This is a genomic window from Mycobacterium sp. NGS61, from assembly GCF_059812325.1.
Genome location: NZ_JCALCL010000009.1, coordinates 21,574 through 44,888 on the forward strand (window position 1 = coordinate 21,574; position 23,315 = coordinate 44,888).

The 23,315-nt window shown below is 67.3% G+C and carries 12 protein-coding genes; 8 read left to right on the forward strand and 4 right to left on the reverse strand.

Features of this window, described 5'->3' with window-relative positions; translation table 11 throughout:
* Positions 1-9 precede the first annotated feature (9 nt).
* Entirely contained in the window at positions 10-4,563 is a 4,554-nt protein-coding gene (locus AC5Y3Z_RS18210; RefSeq protein WP_463824791.1) for a non-ribosomal peptide synthetase, read from the reverse strand.
* Positions 4,550-9,553, reverse strand: coding sequence for a non-ribosomal peptide synthetase (locus AC5Y3Z_RS18215; protein ID WP_463824792.1), 5,004 nt, complete (start codon positions 9,551-9,553; stop codon positions 4,550-4,552). The genes AC5Y3Z_RS18210 and AC5Y3Z_RS18215 overlap by 14 nt, the downstream gene beginning before the upstream one ends.
* A gap of 436 nt (positions 9,554-9,989) precedes the next feature.
* Between AC5Y3Z_RS18215 and AC5Y3Z_RS18220 the strand changes: the two genes are divergently transcribed.
* From AC5Y3Z_RS18220 to nbtC, 4 genes are all read left to right on the forward strand, one after another.
* Complete coding sequence (locus AC5Y3Z_RS18220; RefSeq protein ID WP_463824793.1) at positions 9,990-10,625, forward strand: GNAT family N-acetyltransferase; 636 nt, start codon at positions 9,990-9,992, stop codon at positions 10,623-10,625.
* Between the two features lie 120 nt (positions 10,626-10,745).
* Complete coding sequence (locus AC5Y3Z_RS18225) at positions 10,746-11,507, forward strand: thioesterase II family protein (protein WP_463824794.1); 762 nt, start codon at positions 10,746-10,748, stop codon at positions 11,505-11,507.
* Positions 11,504-12,811 (forward strand): beta-ketoacyl [acyl carrier protein] synthase domain-containing protein, encoded by a 1,308-nt coding sequence (locus AC5Y3Z_RS18230; RefSeq protein ID WP_463824795.1) that lies wholly within the window; start codon positions 11,504-11,506, stop codon positions 12,809-12,811. The genes AC5Y3Z_RS18225 and AC5Y3Z_RS18230 overlap by 4 nt, the downstream gene beginning before the upstream one ends.
* The gene (gene nbtC, locus AC5Y3Z_RS18235) at positions 12,812-15,865 is read left to right on the forward strand and encodes a nocobactin polyketide synthase NbtC (protein ID WP_463824796.1); all 3,054 of its coding nucleotides are present in this window, start codon (positions 12,812-12,814) and stop codon (positions 15,863-15,865) included. It begins immediately after the preceding gene.
* A gap of 16 nt (positions 15,866-15,881) precedes the next feature.
* Here the strand turns inward: nbtC and AC5Y3Z_RS18240 are convergent, their stop codons facing one another.
* Together AC5Y3Z_RS18240 and mbtG are read right to left on the reverse strand one after the other, a co-directional pair.
* Positions 15,882-16,097, reverse strand: coding sequence for an MbtH family protein (locus AC5Y3Z_RS18240; protein ID WP_463824797.1), 216 nt, complete (start codon positions 16,095-16,097; stop codon positions 15,882-15,884).
* Positions 16,078-17,367, reverse strand: a complete 1,290-nt coding sequence (gene mbtG, locus AC5Y3Z_RS18245; RefSeq protein WP_463824798.1) for an NADPH-dependent L-lysine N(6)-monooxygenase MbtG — start codon at positions 17,365-17,367, stop codon at positions 16,078-16,080. Before mbtG ends, AC5Y3Z_RS18240 begins: the two co-directional genes overlap by 20 nt.
* A 190-nt stretch (positions 17,368-17,557) precedes the next feature.
* On the opposite strand from mbtG, the gene AC5Y3Z_RS18250 reads away from it, so the two are divergent.
* The 4 genes from AC5Y3Z_RS18250 (at position 17,558) to AC5Y3Z_RS18265 (ending at position 23,313) form a co-directional block, all read left to right on the forward strand.
* Entirely contained in the window at positions 17,558-19,204 is a 1,647-nt protein-coding gene (locus AC5Y3Z_RS18250) for a (2,3-dihydroxybenzoyl)adenylate synthase (protein ID WP_463824799.1), read from the forward strand.
* A gap of 81 nt (positions 19,205-19,285) precedes the next feature.
* Entirely contained in the window at positions 19,286-21,187 is a 1,902-nt protein-coding gene (locus tag AC5Y3Z_RS18255) for a PE family protein (RefSeq protein ID WP_463824800.1), read from the forward strand.
* Between the two features lie 241 nt (positions 21,188-21,428).
* Positions 21,429-22,286: an SDR family NAD(P)-dependent oxidoreductase gene (locus tag AC5Y3Z_RS18260; protein ID WP_463824801.1), complete on the forward strand. Its 858-nt coding sequence runs from the start codon at positions 21,429-21,431 to the stop codon at positions 22,284-22,286.
* Between the two features lie 109 nt (positions 22,287-22,395).
* Positions 22,396-23,313, forward strand: coding sequence for a MerR family transcriptional regulator (locus AC5Y3Z_RS18265; protein ID WP_463824941.1), 918 nt, complete (start codon positions 22,396-22,398; stop codon positions 23,311-23,313).
* Positions 23,314-23,315 lie beyond the last annotated feature (2 nt).

Below are 23,315 nucleotides of genomic sequence, written 5' to 3' on the forward strand. Positions count from 1 at the left end.
CATCCTCTCTTACGCGGGGTATCTGTCCAGGGCCTCGGCCAGCGTCGCCACCGCGCGCTGCCAGAAGCCGGTCAGACACTCGATATCGGAGCTGGTGAACAGGACATCGCTCCACAGCAGGTTGTTGATCAGTTCCCAGCCGTCGGGGGCGGCGCGCACCAGCACGTTCATGTTCAACGCAAACCGCAACGGTAGATCGGGTTCGGGATCGATCGGCACCGTTTCGATTTCAGCACCGCTGAGCAATGACCACGGTTCGTGTTCTGCATTGCGGAGGTCGAGCCGACCCAGGTAGTTGAACAGCAGTTGCGGCTCTCTGTCCTGCAATTCAGGAATACGGTCGATATACCGCAGCAGTCCGTAATCCAGCCCTTCGAATGGGACGTCATCGAGATAGGCCGTCACCGCGTCGAGTAGGACACGCACCGATTCGGGATCCGACTCGAGTCGCTCGATATCCACGGCGGCTCCCACGCCCAGCCGTACCGGATATGCGCTGGTGAACCACCCCACGGTGTTCGCTGTGTCGGCGCCCACGATGCCGTCGGCGCGGCCGTGACTGTCCAACGCGATGAGCGCACCGGAGACCGGATCCTGGTTGCGCATGCGCCGCCAACTCGCGACCACGATGGCGGTGGCGCACAACAGGATTTCCCGCATGCGATCGTCGCGGTTGAGGGCGGCCAGCAGCCGCTCGGTGACATGCACGGGGGTGCGGATCGTATGGACCCGAAGGGTAGACCAGGTGTCGCGCGCGGGATCCGGGTGTCGCGCACCCAACGCGGGATCCGGCCCGGATACCTGTGCAGCCCAGTAATCGCGCTGGGCCAGCACCTGCGGCTGGCCCGCCCGGTCCCACATCAACTCACACCAGCGACGGTAGGAAGTGAACTCGGGCAGTGCTTTTGGGGTGGTACCGGCCTGCAGCGAACGCCACGCCTCCTTGATGTCGCTCACCAGGATGTGCCAGGACACCACGTCGACCACCAGGTGGTGAATCGTGAGCAACAATGTCTGCCGGTCCTTGGTGCCGGCGAACCAGACTGCCCGCACCAGGGCACCGGTGCGCGGATCGATGCCATCCATGGCGGCGCGGGCCGTATCCGCGACGGCCGAAGCCAATTCGGCATCGGTCGGGGTGGGCATGTCCACCCGCGACAGCACGTCGGCGGCGTTGACCACGCCAGGTTCCCGGGTCAAAAGACGAGATCCCTCAGGCGTCTCGGTCATGATCGAGCGCAGCACCTCGTGCCCGTCCAGGAGCAGCTGCAGCACGAGTTCGAGTTCCGCCCGCTCGATGTCGGAGGGCAGCCGCATCAAGATCGTATTCGTGAAGCGTCGGTAGTTGCCGTACTCGTTGACCCACGACACGATCGGCAGCGGGAGTACCTCGCCGTAGTCCGCGAGAGCCACCGCCCCGCCCGATTCGACTCTCGCGTCGACCGCGGCGGCCAATTCACGAATAGTCAGATAGGTCAACACCATCCGCGGAGTCAACGCAATATCCCGCCGCTGGGCCTTATGGACCAACGAAATGGCCGAGATGCTGTCGAGCCCGAGCGCAAAGAAGTCGTCGTCGACATGCGGTGTGATACCGCTGAATTGCTCGGCGAAGATCTCGCACAGCGCCCGCTCGGTGTCGGTGGACGCCGCAGCCGAGCCGCGTGCGGACACCTGCGACAGGGCGTCGCGGGCCACCTGTTCCAGCGCGCCGCTGTCCAGTTTGCCGTTGGCGTTCACGGGTAATTGGGTCATCGGCAGGATCGGGGCCGGAACCATGTAGGACGGAAGCTGCTCGGCCAGCGCTGCACGCAGCCGCACCGGGTCCGGTCCGACGTTCTCCTGCCAGACGACGAAGCCCACCAGTGTGGGACCGCTGTCGCGCTGCAACACCACCACGGCCGCGTCGTGTACCCCGGGCCGATTACGCAGCGCGGCCTCGATTTCCGCGATTTCGACGCGGTAGCCCCGGATCTTCACCTGGGTGTCGCCGCGACCCAGATAGGCGTAACCCCCGTGCGGCAGGCGGCGCACCAGGTCCCCGGTGCGATACATGCGTTGCCCGGGCCGGAACGGGTCGGCGACGAAGCGCGCGGCGGTCATCGCAGACTTGCCGACGTAACAGCGGGCCAACTGCGCCCCTGAGAGGTACAACTCCCCCACCGCGCCGTCAGGGACTGCGCGCAACGCCGAATCCAGCACGTAGCCGCAGGTTCCGATGTTCGCGGTGCCGATTGTCGGAGCCGGATAGTCGTTGACCGCGGCGACCACCGCCTCGACCGTCGCCTCGGTGGGTCCGTAGCAGTTGTAGACCTCGGTCGACGAAAGCGCCTGCAACTGGTGCCACAACGCGCTGTTGATCGCCTCACCCCCCAGCGCCAGCACGCACAGCGGGTGCTCGGACAGGCCGGCGGCACGTAATTGGACGAACATCGAGGGGGTGGTGTCGATCATGTCGACCTGAAAGCTGATGAGGCCCTTCACCAAGCGGTCCGCGTCGCGCATCTCCTCGCCATCGAACAGGTGCAGACCGTGACCGTCGAGCAGGCCGACCATCGGCTGCCAAGAGGCATCGAAGCTGAACGACCAGGCGTGTGCGATACGCAGTGCTCGGCCCAGGCGCGCCACAGCCGGCTGGTAGACCCGCTCGCGGTGGTCGGCGAAGTAGCCGAGCAAGGCCGCATTGGTCCCGACCACACCCTTGGGTTCGCCGGTCGAGCCGGAGGTGAAGATGATGTAGGCGCTCTGTTCGGGATGGCGGGGCACGCTCGGCGCCACCGCGGGCCGGGCGGCGATGCGTTCCAGCGCGACCTCGTCGTCGAGCAGCAGCACCGGTCCTTCCAGCAGGTCTGCATACTGGCATTCCGACAGGATGAGTACCGGATTAGCTTGCCGCAGGATAGATTTCACCCGTTTATCGGGAAGCTTGACATCGACCGGCACATAGGCGCCACCGGCGGCCAGTACCGCAAGGATGGCTATCAGGAATCGGGATGACCGGGGCAGCATCAGCGCCACCGCCTGCTCGGGGCCCACCCCCCGGTCAGCGAGCTCGGCAGCCAGTTGAGTTGCCCGAGCGTACAACTGATCGTAGCTATAGCGTTCACCAGCACCGGTGGTGAGAGCGATCGCTTCGGGTGTGGCGCGGACCTGCCGTTCGAACATCGCCCACACGGTTGCCTCTGGCGGCGGCGCGAACCGCGTAGCCACCGCACCGAGTGCGGCGCGCTCCGCCGGGGTGAGGATGTCCAGCGCGTCGGGTGTCCCGTCGTCGATGTCGGGCAGCTGTCGCAGCACCGCTACTATTCGTTCGCCGAGCGCTGTGGGCGAAAGATGTGGCAGCGCTTCGCGTATCGCCTCGATGACGATGACCAGCTCGTCACCCATCAGGTGCGCGACAACGGTCAGCGGGTAATGCGTGAGACTCTCGCCCGTCACCGGTTCGAATCGGGCGCCGTCGGCGGTTGTCACCGGCGCGATGGCGGCTTCGAACGGCGCGTTCTCAAACACGAACAGCGTGTCGAACAGACCGCCGTGGCCGTGCGCGCGCTGTAGTTCCGAGAGGCTGAGATAGCTGATGTCACGCAGCGCCGACGATTCGCGCTGTAGCCGCGAACACTGCTCGACAACCGAGTCGGCGCGGCTCAGGTCGTGCACCACCGGCACCGTGTTGATGAACATTCCGACCATGGTCTCCACACCGGGCAGCTGTTCGGGCCGGCCGGACACGACGGTCCCGAAGACGACGTCGCGCCGGTCCGTGAGCCGGCCCAGCACCACGACCCAGGCGAACAGCACCGCCGTATTGAGCGTGAACCCGTTGCGCCCCGCCCACTTTCGCAGGCGCATCGTATCTGCTGCAGGCAGCAGCAGCTTGGACTGCCCCGGCACCCCGTGGCTGGACGGCACGGCACCGTCGGCAATCATGAGCGGTCCGGAGACCCGGCTCAGATACTCGGTCCACCGGGCCAGCGCGAGCGATCGGTCCTGTTGTGCCAGCCAGGCAATGTAGTCGCGGTACGGGCGCGGATTCGGCAGCCCGTCAGTCGAACCACCCGCCTGATACACCGCGAGCATCTCGGTGAAGAACACCCCCAGACCCCACCCGTCCATCAGGATGTGGTGGGCGGTGAAGATCATTCGTCGCCTGGTCTCGCCGGGCACCGAGAGCAGCACGACGCGCAGTGCCGGACCGCGGCTCAGGTCGAATGGGCGGCGCCGCTCCGAGCGGGCGATCGAATCGAATTCGCTTGCCGTGGTGCTGCGTTGGGTCCAGGGCAGCTCCGCGTGGACGGGCACGATCTGGACGGGTCGGGGCACATTGCGGTCCCAGAAGGCGGCGCGCAGATTCGGGTGCCGATCCAGCAGGGCCTGGGCGCTGCGTCGCAGCAACGCGACGTCGAGCGGACCGTCGATATCGGCGACGAATTGCATGGTGTAGATGTCGAGGCTGTCCTCGGCGAGGCGGTACAGCGCGAACAGGCCCTCCTGCAGCGGAGTCAGCGCGAGCACGTCCTCGATCTGCTGCGGGGCGGTCGTCACGATCGCCTCACGGCTGCTCATTCCACGACGCCGTGAGAGCCGCCAGCGCGTCGGCATCCAGGCCCGACGCACTCATCGGCGCGGACGGCGCTGCGGGCTGGTCGGGCGCTGCCTGACCGGCGCCCGCGTCGACGGCCGCCGCAAGTTCGGCGATGGTCATGTTCTCGAACACCATCGCCGGTGTCATCGGCAGCCCCTGCGCGCTGGCCCGGGCTGACCACTGCACCGAGATGATGCTGTCGCCACCGAGCGCGAAAAAGTTGTCCTCCCGGTCGATCTCGGTGATCTCGAGCAACTCCTCCAGCAGGGCGATCAAGGCCCGCTCGGTCTCCTCCGAACCACCGACCACCGGGTGCGAGCGCTGCGCTGCCGTCGGGGAAGCGGGTGCCAGCAGGCGCTGCTGGTCGGCTTCAGGCAGCAACTGCACACTGGACACCGCCGACTCGGGCGTGCTCGCAAACGCTTGCAATGCCGCCTCGAGCGCGTCGGCGATGAGTTGGACGGTGGCCGGTTCGTAGAGATCGGCGTTACCCACGACGCGGACTTTGACTGCCGAGTCCGGCGTGAGGGCGAAGACGACGTTGAGGTCCAGGATCGAGATCTCGAAGTCCATCGGAATCGGTGTGACCCGGGTCTGTCCGTCTCCGGTGAGGTCGCGTGCCAGCAACGCCCAGTCCTCGCCGTGGAAGTGGATCGAGGTCTGGAACAGCGGGTGGTTGCGGGACGGCGACCGCGGTGGGTTGAGCGCCTCGACGACACGTTCCACCGGAAGTTCCTGGTGCGCCAGGGCATCGAGCACCACGTCCCGGCTGCGAGCGACCATGCCGAGCAGCGTCGGATCGCCGGACAGGTCGTTGCGCAGCACCACGACATTGGCGCACGGTCCGTTGATCTCGTTGGTAGCCACGTCAACTCGTGCGGTGATCGGGCTGCCGATCGGGATGTCCGTACCGCCGCCCAGCTTGTGCAGCACCACCGCCGTAGCGGCCTGGTAGACCATGAATTCGCTGGCCTCGTGGCGCTCCGCCAGTTGTGTCAGCGCCGCGCGCAGATGGGGCGGCACCGTGAAGTTGACGACCTCGCCGCGCCGGCCCAGCACCGGTGGACGGGTGTGGTCGGCACCCAGGGAGATCTCGAAGGGCATGCCGTCCAGCACCTGCGACCAGTGCGCCAGTTCGGCCGTCCCCCATTCGTTCGAGGGGTTGAACGCATCTTGTTGCCAGAGTGCGAAATTGACGAACGGAACCGCAGGCGTCGGCCAGCGCGGCGCGTTCTGCTGCAGGCGGGCCCGGTACGCCGTCAACAGATCCTCGAAGAGGATGCCCAGCGAGCTGTGGTCGGTGACAATGTGATGCACGAGAAGCAGAAGCACGCTCGTGTCCGGGTCGAGGACCAACAGGGTAGCCCTGATCAACAGATCGGATTCCAGAGCGAACACATGCCCGCGCAGCTGCGCTACTGTCTCGTCGAAGTGTCCGGGTTCGACATTGCGGACGGCAAGTTCGACCTCGCGGGCCGGATGCACGAATTGATACGGAATATTCTCGTGCTCAACGAAATTCGTGCGAAGTGCCTCGTGCCGGGCCACGACGTCGTTCAACGCGGCGGCGAGTGCATCCCGGTCCAACGGTCCGTTGCAGCGCAGCGTGAGTGCCATGTTGAAGACGTCGTTGCCGCCGCGCATCCGGTACTGAAACCACATCGCGAACTGCGAGTAGGACAGCGGTGGCCGTTCCGGGCGGTCGAGCTCTACGGCCAGCTGCGGCCGACTCGAGTGCGGCGCCGGTATTTCGGCGTCCCCGTCGAGGTCAACCCCGAACTGGTCGCGGAACTGCTCGACCAGTCTGGTCGCCAGACCGGCGGGGGTCGGGGTGTCGAACACCGCCCGCACGGTGAGCTCCACGCCGAACTCGGCGCGGATCTGGGCGACCAGTCGCGCCGCGAGCAGTGAGTGTCCGCCCAACCCGAAGAACGAATCTTCCGCACCGACCTTTTCCCAGCCGAACAGCCGCGCGAAGATCGCACACAGCCGGCGTTCGGTTTCCGTGGCCGGTTCGCGGTAGCTGCGCACCGCGACCGGTGTCGGTGCCGGCAGCGCCCGCTTGTCCAGTTTCCCGCTGACCGTGAGCGGGATTTCGGGGATCACCGCAAAAGCGCTGGGCACCATGTATTCCGGCAGCGTCGCGGCCGCGTGCGTGCGGACGTCGTCCAGATCGAGGTCGAGATCCGACTCGGTGCCACCGGTCGCAGGTACCAGGTAGGCAGCGAGCATGGGCCCGGCCCCGGTGTCCTCGGCCACCACCAGGCAGTGCCGCACCGCCGGGTGGGTGGCGATCACGGATTCGACTTCGCCGAGTTCGATGCGGTAGCCACGCACCTTGACCTGCTCGTCGGCACGTCCGATGAATTCCAGCTGTCCAGAGATGTTGCGGCGCACCAGGTCTCCGGTGCGGTACAGCCGGTTGCCGGGGTTGAACGGGTCGGCGACGAAGCGGAGCGAGGTCAGTCCGGGCCGGCCCAGGTAGCAGCGCGCGAGTTGCACCCCGCCGAGGTACAGCTCCCCGATCACCTCCGCGGGCACCGGTTGCAGTTCCTCATCCAGCACGTAGGTGTAAACGTTGCGATTGGGCACGCCGATGGGGACGACGCGTACCCCGTGGGATCCGTCGACCACCAGGTGCGTCGAGCAGACGACGGCCTCGGTGGGTCCGTAGTGGTTGCGCAACTGCGCGTCGAAGTATCCGGCGAACTTGTCGGCCACCTCACCGGCGAGCGCTTCGCCGCCGACGGGCACATGGCGCAGCTGTCGCCACTCCTTGACCTGCGGCAGCAGCAACAGTGTGCTCAGCATGGACGGCACCATGTGCAGCACGGTGATCTTGTGCCGGCTGATCAGGTCCGCGACATAGGATATGTCGCTGAAGACCCCGCCGAGTGGGGACGGTTTGGGGACCACCAGTTGCGCGCCCAGCGACAGGGTCACGAAGATGTCGAGCAGCGACGCGTCGAAACTGACCGAAGACGATTGCAGCAGGCGATCTTCGGCGGTCATACTCCACTCCGCCGCGAAACCCTGCACGTGTTCGGCGATCGCGTGGTGAGACACGGCCACGCCCTTGGGCTGGCCGGTGGAACCGGACGTGTAGATGACGTAGGCCAACTGCTCCGGGCGCAGCACGCAACGCCGATCGGCGTCGGTGAGCGGGCCGTCGGACAGCTGGTGGGCCTGCAGTTCTGCGCTCTCCAGTTCTGGGCGCCCCAGCACCAGCTGCGGGCCCGCGTCGCTGACCAGGTATTCGATGCGTTCGTCCGGGTAGGCCGGGTCAATCGGCAGGTAGGCCGCACCCGCTTTGAGCACCCCGAGCATCGCGATGATGAATTCGATCGATGTCGTCAGACGTAGACCAACGATGTCTTCTGCCCCCAGGCCCTGCCCGATGAGCCAGCGCGCCAAGCGATTTGCCCGGCCATGCAGTTCGGCATAGGTCAGCCGGGTGTGGTCGGAGATCAGCGCGACCGCGTCGGGGCGGGCATCGGCGGCCGCTTCCAGCACCGCCACCATCGTGGTGGGCGGCATCGGCACCAGTTCGCCGTGCGACTGCTCCAGCACCGTTGCGCGTTCGGCGGCGTCGAGCATGTCCAGGCTGGTCAGCCGGCGGTCGGGCTGGCCAATCGCATTGTGTAACAACTGAAGGTAATGCGCCGCCATCTGTTCGACGAGGGCGGGGTTCAGCATGTCGGTCTGGTATTCGAACTCGGTCAGGACGCCTTCGGGATCCAGCACGATCGCCAGGGCGAGCGGCAGGTGGGCGGTGACCGCGCCGAGGTCAAGTTGCCGCACCTGCACGCCGTCCAACGCGAATCCGCTGACGCTCTTGCGCATGCTGAATCCCAGCCGCACCAGTTGGTCCATGCCGTCGTGGCCCATGCGCTCCGGATTCGCCTCGCGCACCACGCGGTCGATGCCGACCGACTGGTGAGCGAAGCCGTCCAGGCAGGTGTCGCGCACGGCGTCGACGTACGTGTTGAAGGTGTCGTTCGGCCGCGCGGTGAGGCGCAGCAACAGAGTGTTCCCGAAATAACCGATCACCTTCTCGGCGGCCGCTTTCCGGTCGGTCACCGGCACCGAGACCAGAAAGTCCGACGCCCCGGTGTAGCGGCGCACCAGCACCCCGTAGGCCGCGAGCAGCACCATGAACGGCGAGGCGGCGTGCTGTCGGGCGAATTGCTCGAGCCGGTCGAACAATCCGTCCGGGAAGCCCCTGGTCACCCGCTCGGCCCGGCGCGTCGGGTGCGCCGCAGGAACTCCGGGCAGCTCGAGCGGTTCGGGCGCGGGGCGCAATCTGTCGGCCCAGTAACCGACGTCGCTCATGCTGGGTTCATCGGTTCCCCCCAGCACTTCGACCGCGACGAACTGCGCCGCCGGGTCGGCGGGGGTTTCACCGTTATAGGCAGCGCTGAGCTCGGTGAAGAACACCTCCCACGCCTCGTCGTCCCAGCAGATGTGGTGGACGACGAGCAGCAGCACGAATTCGCCCGGGGCAGTACGGATCAGGGTGATCCGCAGCGGCGCATCGGCAGCGAGGTCGAACGGGCGACCGAATTCACCGCGGGCCAGGTCCGCCACCGACTGACCCGCTGAATCCAGTACCCGCCAAGGAGTTTCGACGTGCTCCTGGAAGACCTGGTAGGGCTCGCCTTCGCTGTCCACGCCGTAGGTGGTGCGCAGAATCGCGTGCCGCGCGATGACCTCGCCCACGGCGGTCCGCAATCGCGCCTCGTCCAGCGCACCGTTCAGTTGATAGGCCACACAGATGTTCAGGGTGGTGTCGTCGGCGTCCATGGCCTGCAGGAACCACATGCGGCGCTGCCCGGTCGACAGCCGGTAGCGCTCGCCCGGGCGCAGGTGTGCCGCCGGGGCCGTTTTCCCGGCCGCTACACCGCTTTCGACGATTCGTCGGCGTAGCAGGTCGCGGCGACGTTCCTGCAGAGTCTTGGCATCGTCTGCCATGGGTGGTCTCAACTCCTGGGTTTCAGCTCGCCGTTATGCCGGATCGGCCAGACAACCGCCGCGCGAGAGGGGTCGTGCCCGCGGAACGCGGCCGACCACGCGTCGGCAGGACGCCTCTGGTGCCGCGGTAGCCCCCCGGACCGGACATCGCCGCGCCACCCCACTTTGGCACGATCACCTGACCCGGCGCACCACCGTACCGCGGCTCGAGCACTGCCATCGGCACCGTTCGCATCAGACGGACCCCCGTTCTGTCCTGGTAGGTGTGGTCGACCCGGTGTAGCTACAGCAGATTATGTTAGCCTTCGCTAAGTTACCCAGTTCCCGCGGCCGTCGCGCTGGCGCGATAATCAATGCGACCATCCGCGCACCCCGTCGGCTATTGCCCGCCCGGGGAAAACGGGTGGAACGTCCCTGAAACGGCGGAGGTACCGGCGTGAACGCGCGCGATCTGCACCAGCGTTGCGCCAAGGTGGATTTCGGCGCGCAGGTGGGTGAGTTCGCGCTGCGACGCCTCGAGGTCGACCGCGACCTCACCCTGATGCACGGCTGGATGAACGACCCTCCAGTGGCCCGGTACTGGCAGAAGGGGTGGGAGCGCGATCGGGTCCGGTCCTACCTGCTCGACCAGGATCACAGCGCGCACTCCACGCCGTACCTCGGGTTGTTGAACGGTACGCCGATGAGCTACTGGGAGCTCTACCGCGCCGACCTTGATCCACTCGCCGGGCACTACGCCGCCCGCGAGCACGACCTCGGCGTCCATCTACTGCTCGGACCGACCGAGCACCGCGGGCGGGGCCTGGCCGCGGAACTGTTACACACCGTCTCCAACTGGCAACTCGATGCCGACCCGCGGTCCCCGCGAGTGGTCGCCGAGCCCGACGTGGGCAATCTCAGGTCCATCCGGACGTTCGAGCGTGCCGGCTTTCATCGCGCCGGGGAGCTCGACCTGCCCGGTAAGCGGGCCGTCCTGATGGTCCGCGATCGGCCCGACGATCACCCCCAGCAGGTCGTCGACCTGCACCGAATGGATGTCGGCGGCGGGTCACCCCACGCTGGGGCCAGTTGAAATTATGTTAGCCTTCGCTAAGTTATGGCTCGCTGTCCGACTAGGCTCAAGCCGAATGCAGGCCCGGCAAAGCGCTGCGCACCCGCAGTGGGCGAATGAGTAGGCGAAAGGTCAGGTTGCATGCCGCGCACACTGGGGTGGATCAGGCAGTTTTACAAGCCGGGATCGCCCGAGAACCCCACCCTGTTGGTGTTCCCGCATGCCGGCGCCGGCGCATCCGCCTACCGCACCTTCGCTAAAGCCCTCAGCGACAAGTTCAGCGTGATCGTCTTCCAGTACCCCGGACGGCAGGACCGCGCCGCCGAACCAGCGCTGGGTTCACTGCCCGAGATCGCTGCCGGAGCATTCGAGGAGTTCGCACGTTCGGATCACAACCGCGGCGTGCCGGTCATCGCGTTCGGGCACAGCATGGGGGGCTGGGTGGCGTTCGAGTTCGTCCGGATCGCCGAAGCCAACGGCGTCGACGTCGGACAACTCAACGTCTCGGCGGCGGTCGCCCCGTGCAACGCGGCGAACAAGCCGGCCCACCCCGAGACCGACGAGGAGATCCTCGACCATCTCGCTGCGCTGGAGGGCACCAATTCCGACGTCTTCGGGAACCGGGACCTGATGCGACTGGCGTTGCCGGTGATCAAAGCCGATTACCGAGCCTGCGACGCCTATGCCTGCGACGAAGGCACCAAGGTTCGGGCCCCGATCCACGCGATCGGCGGTGACCAGGATCCGATTGTGACGCTGGGCGACCTCTACGGGTGGGGCAAGCACTCCGACACCGTCGAGGTGACGATGTTCGACGGCGGGCACTTCTTCCTCGACACACACATCGACGCCATCGTGGAACTGTTGGCCGGCGACCTGCGGCAGTCCGGGCAGACCTCATGACCTACGGCGGTCCCGACCACATCGTCATCTCCGGACTGGCCGTCGAGGCGCCCGGCGGCATCGACACCCCCGCAGCGCTGTGGCAGGCCCTGACCGAGGCCAAGGAGCTGATCGGTCCCTTTCCGCGCGATCGCGGATGGCCGCTCGAGGATCTGTTCTCGGTCAGCGAGATGGACGGCTGGGGCCCGGTCCACGATGCGGGCGGATTCCTGGACAAGGCAACGGCATTCGACCCGACGCTGTTCGGCATCACCCACCGCGAGGCGCTGGTCATGCACCCCCAGCAACGTGTTGCGATGCGACTTGCATGGAAAGCGTTGGAGAACACCGGCATCAATCCCGCGGCGCTGGAAGGCGAATTCGTGGGCTGCTTCGTCGGCATGTCGCCGATGGAGTACGGTCCGCGCGCATCGGTGGCCGACGCCTTGACCGGACATCGGATCGCCAGCTTGGGCCAATTGGGAGGCGCCGCAAGGATTTCGCACAGCCTCGGACTCACCGGCCCCTCGGTCAGCGTCGACACCGCCTGCGCGTCGTCGCTCACCGCGCTACACCTGGCCGCGTCGGCGGTGGCCTCCGATGAGTGCGACTGGGCACTGGCCGGTGGGGTGTGCGTGATGGGCTCCCCCGGTGCGTTCTACGAATTCTCCAGGCTGAACGCGCTTTCCGACGACGGGCATTGTCGCGCCTACAGCAATGACGCCAGCGGCACCGTGTGGGGCGAAGCCGCGGGCATGGTGATCGTTGAACGCGAGTCGCGCGCACGGCAATTGGGGCACCCGGTGTACGGACGCATCCTGGCGATCCGTACCAACCACAACGGCAAAGGCAAGCCGATCCTGGTCCCGCGGGTACGAGCGCAGGAACAAGTGGTCCGAAAGACGCTGGACGCGGCCGGAATCGACCCGGCCATAGTGGGCATGATCGAAGGGCACGGGACCGCGACCCCGGCCGGTGACCCGGTGGAACTTCTCGCGTTGTTCAAGACCTACGGTGCCGCCGGATCCGAGGCCCTGCTGGGTTCGATCAAGCCCAACATCGGGCATCCCCAGTCGGCATCGGGAATTCTCGGCCTGATCAAGCTGTTGCTGGCGGGCCACCACGGCCAGATTCCGCCAACTCTCTACGCGGCCAATCCGACCAAGATGCTGGACTGGGATCTGGTCGGGATCCGGCTGGCCACCAAAGTGCACGAGTGGGCACCCACCAACGGCGTCCGCTACGGCGCGACATCATCCTTCGGCGCGGGAGGCGCCAACGCGCACGCCATCCTCGAAATGCCCGCGCCGGCAGGAAGTGAATAAGTGACCGTGGCCAATTGCGGGGTTTCCTACCGACTTCCGGACGGCTCGGTGCCGGTACTGCTGGCCTCCGATACCGCAGACCTGCTGCGCGGCGAGGCCACTGCGCTGCATGCGTACGCCTCGATGCATCCGGAGGTGACACCTCAGGCGATCACGCAGATGTTGTTTCGCACCCGGGCCGCGCGCAAGCACCGCGCGTTGGCCGTGGTCGCCACCCGTGACGAGTTGCTGGCGGCATTGCGGGCCATCGGCGACGGCCGCGAGCATCCTGCGGTGCACCGCACCGCGTCGCCGGCGGTTGCCCGTCGGCTCGCGTTCGTATTCCCCGGCCAGGGCAGTCAGCGCCCCGGAATGGGACGGCTCTATTACGAGAGGATCCCGGCCTACCGCGGCGAAGTGGATCGGTGCGCGGCGGTTTTCGCCGAGCTTTCCGGTCGGTCACCGCTGAATTACCTGCTCGACGAAGAATTCACGGTCGACGGCAACGCCAGCACCGTTCAGCCGGCGTTGTTCACCCAGATGGCCGGTCTGGCCGCGGCCTGGCAGTCCGTCGGGATCACGCCGCACGTGGCCGTCGGGCACAGCCAGGGCGAGATCGCTGCGGCCTACGTATCGGGTCTGATCACGTTGGCAGATGCCGTGCGCATCATCGGAATTCGCGCGCAGGCTGCCGAGCAGATCGAGTCCGGTGACTACGCGATGGCGGTCGTCGCCACCGACCGGGAGAGCTGTGCTGATCTGCTGGCCCGCTGCTCGGACTTCGCCGAACTGTCGGTTGTCAACTCGCCCAACATGTCCGGTATCTCGGGTGATCGCGACACGGTGCAGGACATCGTGGATGCGCTGACCGAGCGGGGGGTTTTCGCCCGGGTCATCGGCGTCCAGTATCCCGCGCACACCAGCCTGATCAACGCGCTCGGCGACAAGGTCCGCACCGCATCGCAAGACCAACTGGAGAATCCGAAGTTCCTGGACAGCGAGATCGACTGCGTCGGTTCCACTCTCGGCGCCCCGATCACCCCGGACCTCCCGGTCGATCAGTACTGGTTCTGGAACCTGCGCAATACCGTCCGGTTCGACAAAGCGATGACCGCCGCCGCCGGACTGGGCGCCGATACGTTCGTCGAGCTGGCCGAGCACCCGACCCTGCAGTTGGCCATCCAGGAAAATCTCGCCGGTCAGGACACCGACCTCCGGGTGGTGGGCACTTCCACTCGTTCTGCCGCCGACCTCGCCGAGTTCACCCGTAACCTGGCACAACTGGCGGTACACGACCTGGACTTCCCGTGGGATCGACTGCGTGTCGACGACGACGGGCCGGTAGCGCTGCCGCTGCCCGACTTCCCCAACTCCCTGATGAATGACGTCCCGCTGTGGCTGCCCTACGACGAGGTGTTGCCGCGCCGCACCCGCATGAAGACGGTGCCCGAGCCCGAGCCGGCCCGGGGCCCGGCCGCGAGACTGCTCACCGAAGAGTGGGTTCGACTGAGCCGGCTTTCCCTCACCCGCCCGCGGACCATCGGCATCATCGACCACACCGGTGACTGCGCACAATTGGCCAACGAGTTGCGCACGGCAGCAGCCGAACTCGGCGCGACCGCCGTCCCGATCGGACCTGATTCCGCCGTCGGTGATGTCGACACCCAGGTCATCCTGTTACCGCAATCGCCGGAGCTGGGTCCCGCCGCCGCGACCGATCAGGTCGCAGCCTTCTTCGCCGAGCGCACCTGGTGGCACGGGGTCCCCGCGCCGGTCGCCCACTGCTGGCTGGTGACCGTGGGCGGCGAGGCCGTCATCGACGCAGATGGGCCGCCGGATCTGGTTCACGCCGCGGCCAGTGCCGGATTTCGCAGCGTCGGCGCCAAGTACCCCGGTGTGCATTTCCGCCACCTCGACCTGCCGGTCGACGCGGCGCCGACTGATGCGGCGCGCTCGTTGCTCAAAGCCCTGCACACCGACGGGGAGTCGGAGCTGGCGTTGCGCAACGGCGGCCTGTACGCGAAGCGAATCGTGGCGGCCGGAGAAGGCATTGCGGAGCCGACCGCCGCCGCCCCCGGACACGTGCTGATCGTCGGAGGCACCGGCAAGCTCGGACTCGAATTCGGCGCGTACTTCGCCCAGCAGGGTGTCCAGCGCATCACCCTGGTCAACAGGTCCGGTGAGACCCCGGCGGTCACGGACCGGCTACGTCTGATCCGGTCGGCCAGCGCCACCCGAATCGATGTCGCGGCGTGCGACCTCAGCGACGAAGCCGCGGTCTCCCGGTTGGCCGACCAGCATCAGGACGCCCCGGCCGATCTGATAATCCATGCCGCAGTGGAGTATTCGGGTGTGGAACTCGAGGACATCACCGCCGAACAGGTGACCACGGCACTGGGCGCCAAGGTCGTCGGTATCTCGCGTGTCCTCAGCGTTTTCCCGCGGGCCGAAGACTGCCGGGTGCTGCTGTGCTCTTCGGTGTCGGCGACGGTGGGCGGGCGTGGACTGGCACTGTATGCCGCCGGCAACCGCATGCTCGATGCGTTGGCACAGCAGTTGCGGGCCGGCGGGCTGGACTGTGTTTCGGTGCAGTGGGGGCATTGGCAAGTTCATCTCGACGAGTCCGGCCTGGCGATGCTGGCCGGTATCGGCGTCGTACCGATGCAGCCGGCTGACGCACTGGCCGTCGGGATGCGGAGGCTGACCAGGAATGCCGCCGTCGCGGCATTCGACCTGGACCGGGCGCGGTCGGTGCTGGAGACCTGCGGGCGCGCTTCGCTGTTGTCGCAGTTGACCAATGCGGCCCCGGCAGATCCCACCGTCAGCGCCGTCGCCGCATCGACTGCACCGACCGGCGTCTCGCACCGCTTGCTCAGCCTGTTGGCCGGGGCTATCGGTGTCGACAACGTCGCCAGCATCGACACCAGCACTCCGATGGTGGCGATCGGCCTGGATTCGTTGCAGGCCTTGGAGTTCCGGCGCCGCGTCAAGATGGAGTTCGATCACGACCTCGAGGTCGGGGAGCTGCTCGGCGGGGCATCCATCGCCGACGTGCTGGCGAAGCTGGACGCCTAGAAATCACACCTGGGTCTCAGTCCTGGGCCATCGCTTCGCGAAGAGTCCTGGGACGCATGTCGGTCCAGTTGTCCTCGACATAGGCCAGGCAGTTCGCCCGGGTGTCCGCGCCAAACACCACCTGCCATCCGGCGGGCTTCTCGATCGACGTCGGCCACAAGCTGTGCTGATCTTCGTCGTTGGTCAGCACGTAGAACGTGCCCAGCTCGTCGTCAAACGGATTGATACTCATCGCTTCTCCCACGGTCGGTCGACCGGGCGACCCCGATCTCGGCACCCAGCACCCGGTCGGAGAGCAATCCCAGACAGCTCAGATTCGGGAAACCAGGGCCTTCGTTCACACCAGACAGATTGGGCAGGAAGAACTTCGGAGTGATACCGGAGAGGGCCAGGTCGGGTCCGATGGCCTCTTCGAGGCGTTCCCCGTTGAGCGGCGCACCCACCTCCGCTTCCAGCAGGCGCACGGTGTCGGGGTGCAGTACCGGCAGGAACCAGAGCGGGTCGGCACCGGACCCGTCGATGACGAGCTCGAAACGGTGCAGTGTCTCCTGCGGTTCACCACAGTTGTCGGTGCGCAAGGTGATCCAGATCTTGTTGTCGCTGTCCACAACTCGAGCCACCCGCCCACGCATGTGCTTGATGCGTTCGTCGGCCAGCAGTGACTCCTGGACCCGCGCGGAGAACACCCCGCGATCGGTTCGGGCGATGCAATTGCGTCGTTCGGCATGGCTGAGGTTGCGCCACCCGGCGGGATCGGAAAACAGTGAATTCTCGAAGAAACCCTCGCCGCGGGTGAACAGCGTCGCCTGCGGTGAGATCGCCGTGATCGCCGAAACCCGGTGGTGGAAAAGCTCGTTGAGGATCGAGGCCGCGGTCTCGCCACCTCCGACGACGGCGACGCTGTCCGCCACGATGCGGTCGTGCTGCCCGGCGCGCTCCCAGAACTGCGCGATGGACAACACTCGCGGATCACCGGAGAGCATCGACCGCTCCGGCTGGCCCGGGCCGGTCATCATCAGCGAGTCGGCCGTCACGGTGGAATCGGCCGTGCCGATCGCCCAGCGCGATCCCTCAATGGAGATCTTGCGTACTTCGCCGGCAACGACTTTCAGGCCGGCCACTTCGGCGACCCAACGCAGGTAGCGTGCCCACGTGTCGTGCGCCGGCGCCGGCCTGCCGCGATCGATCCACCCGACGAACTGGTCCGTCGCAACCAGGTAGGACTGCCAGCTGAATCGCATCATCTGCTCGTCGATCTCGGAGTCCCGCCCCGGCACCAGGGCCGACCGGTACGGGAAGCCGACATCTTTTTCCGGACTGGTGCCCAACCGTTGCCGACCGTCTGTCCAGCCGCCGCCGGGCAGCCAGTTCGCCGCCACCCCGGTGCGTTCGATCGCCACGATGTCCGGCGTGTCGATGCCCATTTCGCGCAGCACCGCCGCCTTGGCCGCCACGGCCACCGCTTTGGCGCCCGCGCCGACGATTGCCAGCGTCGAGGTCACCGCGCACCGGCCTCGGGGGCGGCCCGCAGCACCTGGTGAGTTGTCGGCTGGCCGTGCCGGTTCGCTGACGTATCAGCGAATGACGCGCCGCCCACGACCCCACCTCCGAATTAGCTCAGGCTGCCCTAACTTTTGAGTACGCTACCTTATATTCGATGGGCTGACACGCTCACCCCAAGGGAGCTGCCGAGTGCCTACACGTCCTTTCCGTTCGTCCCAGACCAGCGCCCCGGACGGTTTCATCCCGTTTCCCCCGGACCGGGCCGCCGCGTATCGAGCGGCCGGCTACTGGACCGGCCAGACGGTGCCCGGCCTGCTGCGCCAGGTCGCGGCGACGCGGCCCGACCACCTCGCAGTCGTCGACTCGCTCGCTGGCCATACCTACTCAGAACTGGACGAACTTGCCGACCGTGCGGCGGCTGGGTTGGCGTCGCTGGGAATCGCCCCCGGCGATCGGGTGCTTCTCGCACTGCCCAATTCGTGTCGATTCGCGGTCGCCCTGTTCGGCGTACTGCGCGCCGGTGCCATCCCGGTGATGTGTCTGCCGGGGCACCGGGCAGCGGAGCTGACTCATTTCGCCGAAGTCAGCGGCGCCGTCGGACTGATCGTCGCCGCACAGGCCGGGGATTTCGACTACCGTCCGATGGCCGAACAACTGGTCGCCAGGCACCCCCGGTTGCGGCACGTCGTCGTCGACGGTGACCCCGGACCGTTCCTGTCGTGGTCGGCACTGCCGGACGGCGCTGTCCCGGACGTCGCGGTGGACACCGCGGGCCCGGCGTTGTTGCTGGTGTCCGGCGGCACTACCGGGACGCCCAAACTGATCCCCCGCACACACGACGACTACGTCTACAACGCCACCGCGAGCGCCGCGCTGTGCCGCCTGACCGAGGACGACAGGTATCTGGCGATACTGCCGGGGGCGCACAACTTTCCGCTCGCCTGCCCCGGCATCCTCGGCGCTATCAGCGTCGGCGCCACCGTCGTTTTCGGCACCGACCCCAGCCCCGAGGCCGCATTCGCCACCATCGACCGCCATAGCGTCACCGTCACCGCCTTGGTACCGGCCCTGGCCAATCTGTGGGCGCAGGCTTGCGATTGGGAACCAGTGACACCAAAGACGCTGCGGCTGCTGCAAGTTGGTGGCGCCAAGCTCGAATCCGTGGACGCTGCTGCCATTCGCGCGGCACTCACACCGGGCCTGCAGCAGGTATTCGGCATGGCCGAGGGACTGCTGAACTTCACCCGCCTCGACGACGCACCGGAGGTGCTGGAGCACACCCAGGGCCGACCGCTGAGCCCGGCCGACGAGATACGCATCGTCGATGCCGACGGCGCACCGGTCGCACCCGGCGCCGACGGTGAACTGCTGGTGCGGGGGCCCTACACCCTCAACGGCTATTTCCGTGCCGAGCGCGACAACGAGCGCAGCTTCGATCCGCACGGGTTCTACCGCAGCGGCGACCTGGTCCGGTTGCGCGACGACGGCAACCTGGTGGTCACCGGCCGGGTCAAGGATGTCATCTGCCGCGCCGGTGAGACGATCTCCGCCCGGGACCTCGAAGAGCATCTGTTGGGCCACCCGTCGGTCCGGTCGGTCGCCGCTGTGCCGGTACCTGACGCCGGTCTTGGTGAAAAGATCTGTGCTGCTGTGGTTTTCGCCGGCAAACCGGTGACGATCACGGAGTTGAACTCCTACCTGGACCAGCGCGGTGCGGCTACCCACGTCCGCCTCGACCAACTGGTCGCGTTGCCGACGCTGCCTACCACCCCGATCGGCAAGGTCGATAAGAAAGCGATCGTCGCGCAAGTCTGCGGTCAAGCGGAACAGCCGTGACTTTCGCCATGAATTTCCGCCTCATCTGACACCGATCCAATTAGGATCCCCGGTAACGCCTACCGAAAAAGGGGACAGTCGATGACGTTTGTGATGGTGGCACCCGAGATAGTGGCAACGGCGGCAACGGAATTAGCCGGCATCGGCGCCTCCATCGACGCGGCCGGCGCCGCCGCGGCGGCGCCCACCACCAATGTCCTGGCCGCGGCCCGGGACGAGATATCGGAGGCCGTTGCCGCGCTGTTCGGCTCCCACGCGCGACAGTTCCAGGCACTGAACACTCAATTGGCGGCATCGCAGGAGCAGTTTGCCCGCCTGCTGGCCGCGACGACGGTCAGCTACGCGCAGGCAGAAGCCGCCGGTGCGGCGCCGTTGCAAGAACTGCTGAACCTCATCAACGCACCGACCCAGGCACTGCTGGGCCGTCCGCTGATCGGTGACGGGACGGCCGGGCTGCCCGGCCAGGACGGCGGGGCCGGCGGGTTGCTGTACGGCAACGGTGGTCAGGGCGGGACTGCCGTCGCCGGGCATGCGGGGGGCAACGGCGGGGCGGCCGGCTTGATCGGTAACGGTGGCGCCGGCGGGGCGGGGATTCCAGGCCAGGCCGGTGGCGCCGGCGGTGCTGGCGGCTGGCTGTACGGCAACGGCGGCCTCGGAGGCGCCGGCGGGGCAGGGGCGGCCGGAGGCAACGGCGGCGCCGGCGGCTGGTTGTTCGGCAACGGAGGCAGGGGTGGCGACGGTGGCAACGCCACGGCAGCCGGACTCGACGGAGGCGACGGTGGTAGCGGCGGGACCGCGGGGTACCTGTCCGGCAACGGTGGTGCGGGCGGAAAGGGCGGGGCGGGTGCGCAGGGCGCGCCGGGCGTCAACGCCACTGCGCTGAATCCGTCCGACTATGCCGACAGCGGCATCCCCGGCAAGGGCGGGAACCCTGTCGGCAGTCCCGGCACCACCGGCGCCGACGGCGCCACCCCCACGCAGGCCGGCGGCCAGGGTGGTGCCGGCGGTGAGGGCAGCGCGAACACGGGCGCCGCCGGCACCGGGGGCCACGGCGGTCACGGCGGTAACGGCGGCACCGATGCGGTGGCCGGCACGGTGGGCGGTCTGGGTGGCAGCGGTGGCGACGCCGTCGGTGGCGCCTCGTCCGGACCCGGTAACTCCGGCGGTACCGGCACCGGTGGTATCGGCGGCACCGGCGGCACCGGCGGCACGGGCGCAGCTGGTGGTGACGGCGGAACAGGTGGAATCGGATACGGCGGTTTGGGTGCGGGACCGGGCGGCCCCGCTGGCCTCGGCCAAGGCGGCAAGGGCGGCCTGGGCGGAACGGGCGGGATCAGTGGCGGGACCGGGGGAACCGGCGGGATGGGCGGGACAGGCTACGGCGGTGCCAACAGCGGCAACGTGATCGGTGGGTTCGGCGGCAACGGTGGCGACGGTGGCACCGGGGGGATCGGCGCATCCGGTGGCGCGGGCGGCCAGGGCGGCAGCGGTGGCGCCGGCGGTCGAGGCGGACTGCTGTTCGGGACCGGTGGTGACGGCGGCCTGGGCGGGGCCGGCGGGTCCGGCGGTCAGGGCGCTGTAGGAGGAGACGGCGGCAAAGGTGGTCAGGGCGGCACCGGCGTGGGCTCTATCAGTAAGGACAGCGGCAGCGGCAGTGGCAGCGGCGGCAACGGAGGCACCGGCGGTGACGGTGGCACCGGTGGTGACGGCGGCCAGGGCGGTAGTGGGGGGAACGGCGGCAACGCCGGCGCGGGCGGTTTGTTCGGTTCGGCCGGTAGTCCGGGCGGCGGAGGTGGCGGTGCGGACGGTGGCGGCGGGGGTGCCGGCGGTGGCTACGGCGCGGGCGGGGACCCAGGTGTCGGTGTAGGAACCAAGGGCGGCTTCAGTATTCCGGGGCAAGCTGGTGCGCACGGCCTGCACCAGGGCGCGGTCGGTGCCGACGGCGCCGATGGATTCGACGGCTCGTCCGGGCGTCCTGCCTAGACGTCAGGTCGCCACCCACGCAACGTATTCCGAAGTAGTCGGACACCTGGGTGCAGCGTGTTTCCGAATGGATCGGCCAGAACCTGCCATTGACTAATGTCACCATTTGATATTGACTCCGTGACATGAACGACGGCGCTCCGAGGTGCGGGACACTGCGCTCGTGCGGTGCGATCGCGGTCAGCTACGTTCGATTCCCCGGGGACTCACCCCGGCCAAGCACAGTGGCAGAGGCGGTTTGATGTTTGGTCCCCTGGACAAGCTCCTGAACAGGAAATGCACCAGCCGCGATGCGCTGGCGGTCGTCACCGGTGCCGGCAGCGGCATCGGCGCCGCCTTCGCCGTCGAACTCGCTCGCCGGGGCGGCGCAGTGGTGTGCAGCGACATCGACCTGGAAGCCGCCCAACAAACCGTCGACGCGCTCACCGACCTGGGCGCCAAAGCCGTCGCGGTGCGCTGTGATGTCTCGGTATTCGACGAGGTCGTCGCCCTGGCCAAGGAGGCACAAGCGTGGTTCGGGGCACCGCCGACTCTGGTGATCAACAACGCCGGCGTGGGCGCCGGCGGGGCACCCATCGGCGAGATTGCGCTCGATGACTGGACCTGGGTGCTGGGCATCAACCTCTGGGGTCCGATTCACGGTTGCCAGGTGTTCACCCCAATCCTGCGCGAGGCCGGACTCGCCCACGCGGACCGCGGCATCATCAACGTCGCGTCGGCGGCGGCGTTCGGTGCGGCTCCGGGCATGGGCGCCTACAACGTCAGTAAAGCCGGGGTGCTCTCCCTGTCGGAAACGCTGGCGGCCGAATTGTCAGGCAGCGCAGTCAAAGTCACTGTGTTGTGTCCCACCTTCGTCAAGACCAACATCGTCGGCTCCGGTCGCATCAGTGAAGAGTCCAGCCAGCTGGCCACCAAGCTGATGAGCTGGACCGGCTACACCGCGGAGAAAGTCGCGCGCGTCTGTCTGGACGCCCACGATCGCGGCGACCTCTACTGCATGCCACAACTGGAGGCCAAGATCGGTTGGAATATCAAACGGCTGGCGCCGGGCGCATATACGCGCACGGCCGGTCTGATATCGCGGGTGGCCAGCCGCTGATACACGCGGCGGAAGGGAAATCCGGTGGACCCGAACAAGCTAGCTATGCCCACGTGACGCTGACGGTGCGTCGCTCACGTCGTTGCCGGACAACGTAACCGGGGATCTGTTGGCAACGCAACGGCCGGCACGACCTGAACCGGGCACGATCGCCGGGGTGCTCTACAACCTGCGGCGCGCTCCGCACCGCGTGCGCCGGCAATCGCGTGACTTCGTCGAGGCGGCCGTCGCCCAGCTCTTCGACGCCGCGGTCGGGCATCCCTCCGGAATCGGAACGTCCGGGGAGTACCGGATCGACGAGTTGGCGCGGCTGGCCGGTACCACCACCCGCAACATCCGGGTGTACCGCGACCGCGACCTGTTGCCGCCGCCGTTGCGCGTCGGGCGGATAGCACTGTTCAACGACACCCACCTCACCCGGCTCCGACTCATCACCTCGATGCTCGACCGCGGCTACAACATCGCCCATGTGCGCGAGATGCTCAGCGCCTGGGAGGAGGGCAAAAACCTCGGCGACGTGCTCGGACTGGAATCGGCCATCGTGGGCACCTGGACCACCGAGCGGCCACAGACCATGTCACTGGCCGCGGCACGCGAACTCGTCGGTGACGCAGGCGCTTTCGATCGAATGGTCGGGTTGCAGGTGATCCGAGTGGACGGCGATCAGGCCACCATCACCCGGCCCAAGCTGATCGACGCCTTCAACGAAGTGCGCGGCTACGGCGTGAGCGCGGACAAACTCATCGACCTGCACGAGCAGATTCTGCCGAAGATCGACGAAATCAGTGACCTGCTGGTGCAGGCCGGTTTCGAGCACGTCGCCAACCGCATCAAGCCCGGCGAAGCGCTGCCCGCCGACGCCGAAGTCGCCGAGTTGATCACCATGCTGGTCCGATTCCGCACGCAGGCGGTCGCGACTGTCACCGCAACGCTGGCGTCGTCCATCGAGTCGACCATCGAATCTCTGGTCAGCCAGCTGCTCGCGGATTACCTCAAGCAACCCGCCGAATTCGAGCAGCCACACTGATG

Bases quoted from the DNA above. Each gene is read 5' to 3' on its own strand.
- AC5Y3Z_RS18210 (WP_463824791.1), bottom strand. From the start codon at position 4,563: ATGAGCAGCCGTGAGGCGATCGTGACGACCGCCCCGCAGCAGATCGAG.
- AC5Y3Z_RS18215 (WP_463824792.1), bottom strand. From the start codon at position 9,553: ATGGCAGACGATGCCAAGACTCTGCAGGAACGTCGCCGCGACCTGCTA.
- AC5Y3Z_RS18225 (WP_463824794.1), top strand. From the start codon at position 10,746: ATGCCGCGCACACTGGGGTGGATCAGGCAGTTTTACAAGCCGGGATCG.
- AC5Y3Z_RS18230 (WP_463824795.1), top strand. From the start codon at position 11,504: ATGACCTACGGCGGTCCCGACCACATCGTCATCTCCGGACTGGCCGTC.
- AC5Y3Z_RS18240 (WP_463824797.1), bottom strand. From the start codon at position 16,097: ATGAGTATCAATCCGTTTGACGACGAGCTGGGCACGTTCTACGTGCTG.
- AC5Y3Z_RS18255 (WP_463824800.1), top strand. From the start codon at position 19,286: ATGACGTTTGTGATGGTGGCACCCGAGATAGTGGCAACGGCGGCAACG.
- AC5Y3Z_RS18260 (WP_463824801.1), top strand. From the start codon at position 21,429: ATGTTTGGTCCCCTGGACAAGCTCCTGAACAGGAAATGCACCAGCCGC.